Source organism: Verrucomicrobiota bacterium (assembly GCA_037139415.1).
Lineage (GTDB): Bacteria > Verrucomicrobiota > Verrucomicrobiia > Limisphaerales > Fontisphaeraceae > JBAXGN01.
Map to the genome: position 1 here is coordinate 20,347 of JBAXGN010000080.1, position 12,766 is coordinate 33,112.

The 12,766-nt window shown below is 57.4% G+C and carries 9 protein-coding genes; 5 read left to right on the top strand and 4 right to left on the bottom strand.

Annotation, left to right across the window (positions count from 1 at the left end; all coding sequences use genetic code 11):
* Positions 1–160: 160 nt before the first annotated feature.
* Both WCO56_15135 and hypE read right to left on the bottom strand, forming a co-directional pair.
* A complete protein-coding gene (locus WCO56_15135; protein ID MEI7730907.1) occupies positions 161–1,885 on the bottom strand; it encodes a GxGYxYP domain-containing protein in 1,725 nt (574 codons plus the stop codon).
* Positions 1,886–1,996: 111 nt separating this feature from the next.
* Positions 1,997–3,028, bottom strand: a complete 1,032-nt coding sequence (gene hypE, locus WCO56_15140) for a hydrogenase expression/formation protein HypE (protein MEI7730908.1) — start codon at positions 3,026–3,028, stop codon at positions 1,997–1,999.
* A gap of 174 nt (positions 3,029–3,202) precedes the next feature.
* Here hypE and WCO56_15145 point away from each other — a divergent pair, with 174 nt between their 5' ends.
* The 5 genes from WCO56_15145 (at position 3,203) to WCO56_15165 (ending at position 11,562) form a co-directional block, all read left to right on the top strand.
* A complete protein-coding gene (locus WCO56_15145) occupies positions 3,203–4,840 on the top strand; it encodes an NAD+ synthase (protein MEI7730909.1) in 1,638 nt (545 codons plus the stop codon).
* A gap of 45 nt (positions 4,841–4,885) precedes the next feature.
* Positions 4,886–6,172, top strand: coding sequence for a glutamate-1-semialdehyde 2,1-aminomutase (gene hemL / locus WCO56_15150; GenBank protein MEI7730910.1), 1,287 nt, complete (start codon positions 4,886–4,888; stop codon positions 6,170–6,172).
* Positions 6,173–6,178: 6 nt separating this feature from the next.
* Positions 6,179–6,595 (top strand): Holliday junction resolvase RuvX, encoded by a 417-nt coding sequence (gene ruvX, locus WCO56_15155; GenBank protein ID MEI7730911.1) that lies wholly within the window; start codon positions 6,179–6,181, stop codon positions 6,593–6,595.
* A 346-nt stretch (positions 6,596–6,941) separates the two neighbouring features.
* Complete coding sequence (gene nifJ, locus WCO56_15160; protein MEI7730912.1) at positions 6,942–10,526, top strand: pyruvate:ferredoxin (flavodoxin) oxidoreductase; 3,585 nt, start codon at positions 6,942–6,944, stop codon at positions 10,524–10,526.
* 37 nt (positions 10,527–10,563) lie between these two features.
* Complete coding sequence (locus WCO56_15165; GenBank protein MEI7730913.1) at positions 10,564–11,562, top strand: dihydroorotate dehydrogenase-like protein; 999 nt, start codon at positions 10,564–10,566, stop codon at positions 11,560–11,562.
* A gap of 184 nt (positions 11,563–11,746) precedes the next feature.
* On the opposite strand, the gene WCO56_15170 is transcribed toward WCO56_15165, so the two are convergent.
* Together WCO56_15170 and WCO56_15175 are read right to left on the bottom strand one after the other, a co-directional pair.
* Positions 11,747–12,001 carry a hypothetical protein gene (locus tag WCO56_15170; GenBank protein ID MEI7730914.1) on the bottom strand — a complete coding sequence of 85 codons (255 nt, stop codon included), beginning with the start codon at positions 11,999–12,001 and terminating at the stop codon, positions 11,747–11,749.
* Positions 12,002–12,176: 175 nt separating this feature from the next.
* Entirely contained in the window at positions 12,177–12,698 is a 522-nt protein-coding gene (locus WCO56_15175) for a hypothetical protein (GenBank protein MEI7730915.1), read from the bottom strand.
* Positions 12,699–12,766 lie beyond the last annotated feature (68 nt).

Below are 12,766 nucleotides of genomic sequence, written 5' to 3' on the forward strand. Positions count from 1 at the left end.
ACTGTGGTTTCGGATTTAGCCCAACCCGCTTACCTCTCATTCCCCTTCTTATCCTGCACACTGGTTTCTGCGGAACCAGGCGTCTTATTGGCCGCCAGCCGGTCCTCGTGCAGGTTCGTTATACGATGCTTCGTTTCATATTCGGTCCTTTCAAGTTTGGTTACCAATGCCTGGCTTTCGCCTCACGATAAAGCTGCGCCAGTTGCGAGGGCGTGACGAACACCATGTCCGGGTCGCGCTGTTCGTAAATGCGCGCCAGGTCATCCATATTGAAAGTCCAGCAGTGGACAAATCCGTTCACAAAGGCCGGACGTTGTGCGCCGACCTGCTCCCGAATTTCCCGCAGAAACCCTTCCTTGCCGTAGCGCCAACTCGTCACTGAGCGAAAGACCGGCATCCCCGATGGGAGCGAGTACGTCAGGTTGGTGATTCCCGAGCGCCCGGAGTACCGCCCCATATCGGCAAACATGCTGTGGCAGAAGGGCAGGGCACTGGCAAAGCGAGTGACGTTCTCATCGCTGCCCCCGACCGTGCGGATGGTGCGCTGACCCAGGGGCTCCATCAGCCGCCGCGTCCATTCGAGGTAGCCGGACCACACTTTTTCGCGGTCCACATACGCCTCCGCGTAATGATCCGGCTGCATGTAACCGGCCCCGGAGACATCGGCAAAAAATTCCGTGGCCGGCGTGGCATGCTCGAAATACCACTGGGCAAGCCCGGGCTGCAACTCCCGAATCGCCGGCCCCATCCCGAATGCCAGCGGGAACTTACCAAAGGCGGCATGCTCAAAATACCCCCGGTAAAATCGCGGCCAGAGAATCTGGTTGTCGCCGTCGGACATGGCCAGCGCGATATACATCTTGTCGCACGCCAGCGCGGGGGCGGGCGGTGCCTTGGGTGGTTCCAGCCGTTCAACCCGAAAGCCGCTTAACATCGAGTAGTTGCCGCCATGATTATTGCAAACCAGCGACTTTCCGTAGCGGCTCAGCAATTCCACCCCAGGCGGTTCGCCCATGCCCTCACCTTTGCCATGCGCCGGAAAGCCGACGCACACCCCGTTCACCGGTAGCTCGGAGAGAATCCTGGCCATCAGCCGATGCTCCGCCAGCCGGTCCGCGCCGGGCTTGGCTTCCTCCTCGGCCCCGGCCACCCAGAACATCAGCGCCCGCCATTGGTACCCGTAGTCGAAGGTGCCGAACCGCAGCAGCCCGGGATGCCGGAAATCGCAGAGGTGCGGGTTCAGCTTGCCTTTGTAGTTATCCCACAGCCATTGCAGGCCCTCGGCGTATGTCTTGAAGCGTCCGCGCAAATCCACTTTCACGGGCAGGCCCAGCCGGGCTGCCAGTTTCGGCGAAGCGACAATCAAATCGTCACACGCCGCGACATTCACTGCCAGCAGATCGCCGCGAAAGAGCTGCTCATCCGGGATCACCGCCCCCTTCACCGCCGCGCCGAACTGCTGAAACAGCACGGGCCAGTTGGTGACGGTCTCAATCCGGTCCACGTGTCCCTTGGCCTTGTGCCAATCCATCCAGAAGGGATCCTCGTTGTTGCGGATCAGCCACAGGCGCGGCTGTTCCCGCGCCACCAACCCCTGCAAACAGGTGAGCGCCACCCGCTCATCGGATTTCAATCCGTTCAGCGATACTGCCAGCGCCTCCCGGGCCGGCGGCTTGGATTTTGGCAGAAAGGTGTCACCCCAATTGCGCGGCGCTTCCTTCACGGTCAACCCCGCCGGCAGATCGGTGGGTCTCACGGGTTTGCTTTTGGCTTTTGTCGGGGTGGGCTTGTCCGCCGCATGGATGACGGACGTGACTAATAACAATACTGCGGCCAAGCGCGTATAACGCTGAAAATTGGCAATGTTCGAGAGAAAGTGTCGCATTCTTATGCTTCTTTGAATTTCGTGTGCGCGAATTTCGGCTCTCGCCGCCAGAGGATGCCATAAGTACACATATTCAGCCCCATAATAGTTACCGGCGGCTCTGAAATCGGGTTAGCAGATTCTTGGTAATTGCTCTCCGCTGAGCATATCCACGACTCGCAGTGCGCCAATCCGGCTGCGCAAGTGGACCCGTCCGCGTCCGGTTTGCGTCACGCGTCCGGCCACGCAGGCCTCCCGTCCGTGGGGATGCGCGCGCATCACCGCCAGCGCGGCGTCCGCTTGGCTTTCAGGCACGAACAAGACCATCCGGCCTTCATTCGCCACATACAACGGGTCAAAGCCCAGAATTTCACACGCTCCGCGCACATCCTCACGCACTGGAATGGCCGTTTCCTCGATCTGCATGTCCAGCCCGGCAGCCTCGGCGATTTCGATCAGGCCGCTGGCCATCCCGCCGCGCGTCAGGTCACGCAGACAATGCAGTTCGATCTTGGCATCGAGCAGTTGCATCACCAGTTCGCCCAGCGGGGCGGTGTCGCTTTCAATCGTCGTCTCGAAGGCCAATCCCTCGCGCACCGCCATGATCGCAATGCCGTGCCGTCCCAGATCGCCATTCAGCAGAATGACATCTCCAGGCTTGACGCTGGAAGGTGCGATAGTCAGCGGCGTCTCGACGATGCCGATGCCGGCGGTGTTGATGTAAATGCCGTCCCCCTTGCCTTTGTCCACCACCTTGGTGTCGCCGGTGACCAATTGCACCCCGGAGTTCAAGGCAGCCTGTCGCATGGATTGCACCACGCGCCACAGGGTCTCCATGGGGAACCCCTCTTCCAGGATGACGCCGGCGCTCAGGTATTTCGGGCGGGCACCGCACATGGCCAGATCATTTACCGTACCATGGATGGCCAGTTGCCCAATGTCGCCCCCTGGAAAAAAGATTGGACGCACCACGTATGAATCCGTGGAAAAGGCAACCCGTACACCATTCAAATCCAGCACCGCGCCGTCTTGGCGGCGATCCAGCGCCGGGTTGTCGAACGCGGGCAGGAACATCTTTTCGATTAAATGATGCGAAAGCTTGCCGCCGCCGCCATGCGCCAGCAGCACCTGCGGATACTCCGATTTAGGAATCGGACAACTCATTTCAGTCAAATCCATTGCCGCGGTAGCGTACCATGATGCCCACCGGGGGCAAATAGCAAAACCGCAAAGATCAACGAGTCACTGATACCTGTGAATGACTCACCTACTGCTGCTTTCCCCACTGCTCCATTTGATTGACGTTTGCCATCGGCTATGGACAATAGGCCGCGAGCTATGAAAATCGCGATTGCTCAAATTAATACGACGGTGGGCGACTTTGCGGGGAACCAGCAGAAAATCCTCGCCGCCTATCGCCGTGGCGTGGAGGCAGGCGTGGAGGTGGTGGTCTTTCCCGAATTGGCGACCACCGGCTATCCGCCGCGCGACTTGCTGGGCCGGCGGCAGTTCGTGGAGAAGAACCTGGAACTACTTCAGACCTTGGCCACCGCCACCGGCAAGACCGGATTGATCGTGGGTTTTGTGGGGAAACATGAGAAGCGCCCGGGCCGCGAGGCCACCAATAGCGTCGCGCTGTTGCAGCATGGGCAGGTGCTGGCCACGCGCGGCAAGATGCTGCTGCCCACCTATGATGTCTTTGATGAGGATCGTTATTTCGAGCCGGCCCATGATAATACGCCGGTCTCGTTCAATGGCCGCCTGGTCGGCCTGACGATTTGCGAGGATGTCTGGAACGATGAGGATTTCTGGCAGGACCGCCGTTATCGCCGCAACCCGGCGGTGGAACTGGCCGAGGCTGGCGCGGAGATCATTTTCAATTGCTCGGCTTCCCCCTGGAACCTTGGGAAGAATCAGACTCGCTACGAAATGATCCGGAGTCTGGCGGATAAGATTCAGATCCCGGTCGCCTATTGTAATTTGATCGGCGGCAATGACGAGTTGGTCTTTGACGGAGATAGCCTGGTGTTTAACGGCGCAGGCCGGTTGGTCGCGCAGGGTGCCAGTTTCCAGGAAGACTTTCTGGTGGTGGATATTGCCCAAGCCCCCGCGATTGCCTTTAACGTGCCGGTGGCGGAGCAATTGGTGCATGACGCACTGGTGCTGGGTTTGCGCGATTACTTGCACAAATGCGGGTTCAAGTCCGCCGTGTTGGGTTTGAGCGGCGGGATTGATTCCGCGCTGACCGCCTGCTTGGCGGTGACGGCGCTTGGCCGGGAAAATGTGCGCGGGTTCTCGTTGCCCTCACAGTATTCGTCCCAAGGGAGTTTGGACGACGCCCGCGTGCTGGCACAGAATCTCGGCATTCAATACGACGTGATTCCGATCCAACCGGCGTTCCTCGCGGCCAAAGGGCAGTTGAAGGACGTCTTCGCCGGGCGAGCCGAGGATGTCACCGAGGAAAATATTCAGGCCCGCCTGCGCGGCGTCATGTTGATGGCGATTTCCAACAAGTTCGGAGCGCTCCTGCTGACCACCGGCAATAAAAGTGAAACGGCGGTGGGTTACTGCACGCTGTACGGCGATATGTGCGGGGGATTGTCGGTCATCAACGATGTGCCCAAGCAGATGGTGTATCGCCTTTCCCGCTGGATTAATCGCGAGCGCGAAATCATCCCGCTGGATTCCATCACCAAACCGCCGTCTGCCGAGTTGCGCCCAAACCAGACGGACCAGGATTCGCTGCCGCCGTATGAAGTGCTGGACGCGATCCTGGAAATGTACGTTGTGCAGGGCAAGTCGGCGGCGGAAATCCTGGCCTCGGGCTTTGCTGAGGCGGACGTTAAGCGGGTGCTGAAGCTGATTGACATCAGCGAGTACAAACGCCGCCAAGCCGCGCCCGGATTGAAGGTAACTACCAAGGCGTTCGGCGTCGGACGCCGCGTTCCCATCGCCAATAAATACCGGGAGATATAACGTTCCTGATCACCGTACCGCATAAAACTGAACTATTCCCAATCTATGATCTCACATGCCAAATCTGAAGCGCTGTTCGCTGAGGCGCTCCGTTACATTCCCGGCGGTGTCAATTCCCCCGTGCGCGCGTTTCGCGCGGTGGGTGGCAAACCGTTCTTTGTGAACCGCGCGAAGGCAGCGCACGTTTTCGACGTGGATGGTAATGAATACGTGGATTACGTCGGCACATGGGGGCCGGCCATCCTGGGGCATGCGTATCCCAAGATTATCGCCGCCGTGCAAAAGACGGCTGAAAACGGCACGAGCTTTGGGATACCGAACCCGCTGGAGGTCACCATGGCGAAACTGATCACCTCGGGGATTCCCAGTGTTCAGAAAGTCCGCATGTGCAACTCCGGCACGGAAGCCTGCATGTCGGCGATCCGGCTGGCGCGCGGGTTTACCCGCCGCGATAAGATCATCAAGTTTGATGGCTGCTACCATGGCCATGCGGATTCGTTACTGGTCAAGGCCGGTTCTGGTGCGCTGACGTTTGGCCATCCGGATAGCGCCGGGGTGCCCGCCGCCTTTACTCAGCACACGATCGTGTTGCCCTATAATGATGTGGACGCGGTGAAAGCCGCGTTTGCCGCGAATGTCGGGCAAGTGGCTGGTATCATCGTTGAACCGGTGCCGGGCAATGCGGGGCTCTATTTGCCCCGTCCGGGTTATCTGGAATTCCTCCGCCAAATCACGGCAGAGCAGGGGAGCTTGCTGGTTTTCGATGAAGTGATGACTGGCTTCCGGTTGGCGTTCGGCGGAGCGCAACAGCGTTTTGGCATCAAACCCGACCTGTCCTGCTTCGGAAAAATTATCGGCGGCGGCTTGCCCGTGGGCGCATTCGGCGGACGGGCGGACATCATGGATTACCTGGCTCCGTTGGGGCCCGTCTATCAAGCGGGAACCCTCAGCGGTAATCCCCTTGCGATGGCTGCCGGGATTGCTGCTCTGGAGGAATTACAGGACGGTACGGTTTACCAGCAACTGGAGGAGAAATCACGGCAACTCGAAGCCGGCTTGCGCGAGGCCGCGAAAAGTGCGGGCGTGCCCGTGCAGTTCAACGCCTGCGGCTCCATGTTCTGCGGCTACTTCTGCGCCTCCCCGGTGCATAACCTGGCCGATGCCATGCACAGCGACCGGGACCGGTTTGCCCGCTACTTCCGCGGCATGCTGGAGGAAGGCGTTTACTTGGCACCGTCCCAGTTCGAGGCCGGCTTCCTGTCTGCCGCCCATACGCTGGAAGATATTGAGAAAACCGTGCGCGCCGCCCGCAAAGTCATGGCCACTCTATAACCGATTATGCGCATTCTTGCATTGGATCACGGAACCGTTCGCGTCGGCGTCGCCCTCAGCGACGAACTGAAGATGATTGCTTCCCCCTTGGAGTTCATCCCGGCGGAACCGTTTGCGAACCTACTCGCCCGCATCAAGGAATTAATTCGGGAAAAGGAAGTGGAACTGATTCTGGTGGGCATGCCGCGCAATATGGATGGCAGCTACGGACCGGCAACGCTGAAAGTTCAGGCATTTGTGGCGGTATTAAAAGACGCCATCACCATCCCGATCAAGACTTGGGACGAACGCCTGACCTCCACCCAGGCGAACCGATTTCTCATTGAGGCTGACGTCCGCCGTTCCAAGCGCAAGGAGAAGGTGGATAAGACCGCTGCTGCCATTCTTTTGCAGAGCTATCTGGATGGACTGGCTCAAGGGTGAGATTTCCCCGAAATCTGATTTCGCTCTTTACCTGCGGGCATCTTCGCCCCCGTGGGGGAGAAGGATGGGATGAGGGGGTATTGGGAGGATGAGAATCCTGCTTTGCGCCGGGAACCATCGTATTTCCTGCGAATAGACAAATTTTGTTAAGAAATAGACAAAGCAGGGTTGGGCGTGCGGGGCAGACTGGTCTTTACTACTCTGGAAGTGTGCATGAAAGCGCTGGTTCCATGTAAAGTGGCGGTTGGACATTTTTTGGACAATCACCTTGGGCGTGGGTGGTTTTGTGCGCATCAAACAGTCGAATTTATAACAGACATACGCTGGTAAAAAAACAGGAACATTCATGAGCAGACCGATGATAACCTTGGACGGCAACGAAGCGGTGGCATACGTCGCCTATCGTTGCAACGAAGTCGCCGCCATTTACCCCATTACTCCCTCATCCAACATGGGTGAATGGTTTGACCAATGGGCGTCGGAAGGCGTCAAAAACCTTTGGGGCTCGATCCCTTCCGTGGCCGAAATGCAGAGCGAGGCCGGCGCAGCCGGTGCGGTGCATGGTTCGTTGCAAACCGGCGCGCTGACCTGCACCTTTACCGCCTCGCAAGGGTTGTTCCTCAAGGTCCCCAACATGTACAAGATCGCGGGCGAACTGACGCCCACCGTCTTCCACATCACCGCCCGCGCTCTGGCCTCCCACGCGCTGTCCATCTTCGGCGATCATAGCGACGTGATGATGGCCCGTACCACCGGTTTCGCCCTGTTCAGCTCGGCCTCCGTTCAGGAAGCCATGGACTTCGCGCTCATTGCCCAGGCGTCCACCTTGGAATCGCGCGTGCCGTTCATGCATTATTTCGACGGTTTTCGCACCTCGCATGAAGTTTCCAAGATCACCATGGTGACCGAGGAAGATATGCGCGCCATGATCAACGAAGATCATGTGGTGGCGCATCGCCAGCGCGCCATGAGCCCCGATCATCCCGTGCTGCGCGGCACCGCCCAGAACCCGGACGTGTTCTTCCAGGCCCGTGAACGCTGCAATCCCTTCTATGATGCCTGTCCGGATATCACCCAGAAGCAGATGGACAAGTTCGCCCAGATTACGAGCCGCAAGTATCAACTGTTCCAATATGAAGGCGCGCTGGATGCCGACCGCATCGTGGTGCTGATGGGTTCCGGCTGCGAAACCGCGCATGAAACGGTGGATTACCTGAATGCCAAAGGCGCGAAAGTCGGCGTGTTGAAGGTGCGCCTGTATCGTCCGTTTGACACCAAGCGTTTTCTGGAAGCCATCCCGGCCTCCGTCAAGAGCATCGCGGTGCTGGATCGCACCAAGGAACCCGGTTCCTCTGGCGAACCGCTGTACCAGGACGTGTTGACCGCGTTGGTCGAAGGTATCGCCAATGGCCAAGGCAATCTTAAAACCATGCCAAAGGTCCTCGGCGGCCGTTATGGGTTATCCTCCAAGGAATTCACCCCGACGATGGTCAAGGCGGTATTTGATAACCTCGCTGCCGCCCAACCCAAGAATCATTTCACCGTTGGTATCGAAGACGACGTTACTGGCCACAGCTTGCCCTACGATCCCGATTTCTCCACGGAATCCGAAAAGGTTGTTCGTGCCATGTTCTACGGCCTGGGTTCAGACGGCACGGTCGGCGCCAACAAGAATTCGATCAAGATCATCGGCGAAAATACTCCGAACTACGCTCAAGGTTACTTCGTGTATGACTCGAAGAAAGCCGGGGCGGTCACGATCTCGCATTTGCGCTTTGGCCCCGCGCCGATCCGTGCGACTTACTTGGTAACCCAGGCTAACTTCGTGGCCTGTCACCAACCGATCTTCCTCGAACGGTACGACATGCTCAAGCAGTTGGTTACGGGCGGCACGTTCCTCCTCAACACCGCGCATTCCAAGGAACAAATCTGGGCAACGCTGCCTCGCCCTGTGCAGGCCAGTCTGATTCAGAAGAAGGCCAAGTTCTACGTGATTGATGCGCTCCAGGTGGCCCGCGATACCGGCATGGGCGGACGCATCAACACCATCATGCAAACCTGCTTCTTTGCCTTGTCCGGTGTGTTGCCGCGCGAAGAGGCCATTAGCCAGATCAAATACACGATCAAAAAGACCTACGGACGCAAGGGTGAAGAAGTCGTCAAAAAGAACATCGCGGCGGTGGATCAAACTCTCGCCAACCTGTTCGAAGTGGCGGTGCCAGCGCAGGTCACCAGCACCATGGAATTGCCGCCGCCGGTTACAGCCAACGCTCCGACCTATGTCAAGGAAGTCCTTGGTCGCATTTACGGTAATGATGGCGATGCCCTGCCGGTCAGCGCCTTTAGCGTGGATGGCACCTTCCCGACCGCCACCGCGCAGTACGAAAAACGCAACTTGGCCATCGAGATTCCCGTATGGGACGAGAAGACCTGTATCCAATGCGCCAAGTGCGTGGTCATCTGCCCGCACGCGGCCATCCGCATGAAGGCCTACGAGCCCCAGCAGTTGCAGGGCGCTCCGGCCACCTTCAAGTGTACCGATGCCCGCGCCCCAGAGTGGAAAGGCATGAAGTGGTCGCTGCAAGTCGCCGCCGAAGATTGCACCGGGTGTATGTTGTGCATCGAAGTCTGTCCTGCCAAGAATAAGACCGAGGCCAAGCTTAAGGCCATCAACATGCAGCCTCAGGCCCCGTTGCGCCTCGCGGAACGCGACAACTACAACTTCTTCCTTTCGATTCCGGACATGGATCGCCGCAAGGTGAAGGTCGGCCAGTTGCGCCAGCAGCAGGTCATGCGTCCGCTGTTCGAGTTCTCCGGTGCTTGCGCGGGCTGCGGTGAAACCCCGTATCTCAAGCTGCTCACCCAGTTGTTTGGCGATCGCATTGTGGCGGGTAACGCCACCGGTTGCTCCTCCATTTATGGTGGTAATTTGCCCACGACTCCGTATGCGATGGATCATAACGGTCGCGGTCCGACGTGGAATAACTCGCTGTTTGAAGACTGCGCCGAATTTACCCTCGGCTTCCGGTTGTCCATTGACAAACAGGCCGAATTCGCCCGTGAACTCGTGAAGAAGCTGGCCCCGCAGATCGGCGACGATCTGGCGACTGGCATCCTCAACGCCAATCAGCGCGATGAAGCCGGCATTTACGATCAACGCGAGCGCGTGGTTGCCTTGAAACAAAAACTGCAAGGCATCAAATCCAGCGAATCGTTGATGCTCGGCGGTGTGGCTGACAGCCTGGTGCGCCGCAGCGTGTGGGGCATCGGTGGTGACGGTTGGGCCTACGACATCGGGTACGGCGGCTTGGATCACGTTATCGCCAGCGGCCGGGACATCAATCTCCTCGTGCTCGACACCGAAGTGTATTCCAACACCGGTGGTCAGGCCTCCAAGTCCACCCCGCGTGGCGCGGTGGCCAAGTTTGCTGCGGGCGGCAAGCCGCTGCGCAAAAAGGACCTGGGCCTCATCGCCATGAGCTACGGCAACGTCTATGTGGCCAGTGTGGCCATGGGTGCCAAGGATGAACAAACCCTGCGCGCGTTTATCGAGGCGGAATCCTATGAAGGACCGTCGCTGATCATCGCGTACAGCCATTGCATCGCCCACGGCATCGAACTGGATCGCGGCGTTGGCGCTCGCCAGCAGAAGCTCGCGGTTGAGTCCGGCCAATGGCTGCTCTACCGGTATGACCCACGGCGCGCCGATCGCGGCGAGAACCCGCTGCAACTGGATTCCCAGGCCGCCAAGTCCAAGGTCTCGGATTTCCTCATGTCGGAAGTCCGCTTCAAGATGCTCACCAAGAGCAAACCGGAGGACGCCAAGCGCTTCATGGATCAATCGCAGAAGGATGCAGATACCCGCTGGCAGTTGTACTCATACATGGCCGCCCGCAAGGGTGAAGGCGCCTCCGCCGCTCCCGCTGTATAAACAATGTGACTCAAGAATCTATTAACCAAGAAAACGTATGGATCTCTCAACCACTTATCTGGGACTGAAACTGCGCAACCCGTTGGTGCCTTCCGCCTCGCCGCTGAGCGAGGATATTGGCAACCTGCGCAAAATGGAAGACAACGGCGCGGGCGCGGTCGTGCTGCAATCGTTGTTCGAGGAACAATTGAGCGCTGAGGCGGATGATATCAATGTCGGCCTGCATCAGGGCGATGGCATCAGCGCCGAAGCACTCAGTTATTTCCCCGAGCCCAGCACCTTCAAATTCGGGCCGGAGGAATACCTGGAGCACATCATCAAGGCCAAACAGGCGTTGAAAATCCCCGTCATCGCCAGCTTGAACGGCGCGTCCGTCGGTGGCTGGATTGAGTACGCCAAGCAGATTCAGAAGGCCGGCGCGGACGCCTTGGAACTGAATATCTATTACATCCCCACCGATGTGACCGAAGACGGTGCCCAGGTGGAGAAGCGGTATCTCGACATCGTCAAGACGGTGCGTGCCGCAGTCAACATCCCGCTCGCTGTCAAACTAAGCCCATACTTCAGCAGCGTGGGCCACATGGCCAAGCGTCTGGATGACGCCGGGGTCAACGGCCTGGTGCTCTTCAACCGCTTTTACCAGCCGGACATCAATCTCTCCACGCTCGAAGTGGAGAATACCGTGCTGCTCAGCACCGCGCAGGCGCGCCGCCTCCCGCTGCGCTGGATCGCACTGCTTTACGGACGCGTCAAGGCCGATCTCGCCGCGACCAGTGGCGTGCATAGCGCCCAGGACGTGTTGAAAATGCTCATGGCGGGTGCCCGCGTCACCATGTTCTGTTCCGCGCTGATGAAGCACGGCATCGAGCACCTCAAGGTGGTCGAACGTGAAATGCAACTCTGGATGCAGGAGCACGAATACGAATCCGTGCGCCAAATGCAGGGTAGCGTCAGCCAGCTCAAGTGTGCCGATCCCAGCGCCTTCGAGCGCGCCCAATACATGAAGGTGCTCAAAACCTTCAAACTCGCGGTGTAACCCGCCCACGCGTTTTTTCATCTCCCCGGAGTGTTCCCTCGCTCCGGGGATTTTTTATGCCCGCTGCGATTGAAAGTGCAATTGCATAATGAAAATGGCGTAACATCTTCTCGACGGATTTTCCCCAAGATGTCTTCCGCGACACCGTTTTTACAGGGCAGGGGATGTAGGTTTTTCGCCATTTTTACCGCTGAAACGCTCGCAGCCAGCCCCACAGCGGCGTGGAAATGAGACTCAGCGGGAGAAACAGGACAAAGCCGATTCGCAGGAATAATAATTCACCACGGCTGGTCGTCTTGGGACGGCGCAGGAGAATGGGTGCAACTGCAATCCACCAGGCTCCCGCTGCAAAGCCAACGATCGAAGCTATGAAACCACCATCCAGAATTAAACTTGCCAATAACATCAGCACGAACTGCAGACCGAGATTCCCTTGCACCGCTTTCCAAACCTCTGGACTGAATCGTGAGGGTTGCTCACCAGCGATTGGCCGGTTCCACCACGCTGTCCCTGGTTGGACAATGGGTTTATTCCACCACGCTGGCTTTTGCTTATCGTGACACATTGGCTTGATATATTCCATCCATCATCATTCGACGTGATAAAAATTTCTATTATTCCCACGGGTTTCCCCCGGTTAATCCGGTAGGGAATCGTTTTTCATCATTATCAATCGCAGTAGTACTGTTTTCATTTTGACGACGACAATTCCAGCAGGAACCAAAGCCAATGGGATTTTCTTCACCGCATGCTGAGCACTTCCATACGTCGGTCAAAGCAAGGAAGTCTTTAAGAAATCGGGCTGGTATTGATCTGAGTTCCTTTTGGTACGATTCATATCCTAGTTTTCCCTCTTCCAAAAGAGCCGTCAACGACATGATCTGTTCCAAGTAAAACTGTTCAGAAGTGGAGGCGCTGAAATCGTAGCTGCACCCGAGACAGCGCAAATCGAACATTGTGTGTGGTCTTTCAATTTTAACCCCTAATATTTTGAAGGCAGCATCTCTTTGAATTAGCTGAAATGACTGCTTTTTGCGACATTTAGGACACGCCCAAACAAGGGCAATTCCATAAGGTTTTTCAGTAAACCCTAATTGAACCGAAAAGTGACTTAGAATGTGGAAAAATGGATTCATTCAGGATTGACTAAGGTTTTGTAAATATAATTGTGTAAATGTTTTTTTGTTTTGTTTTTTGTTGTTTT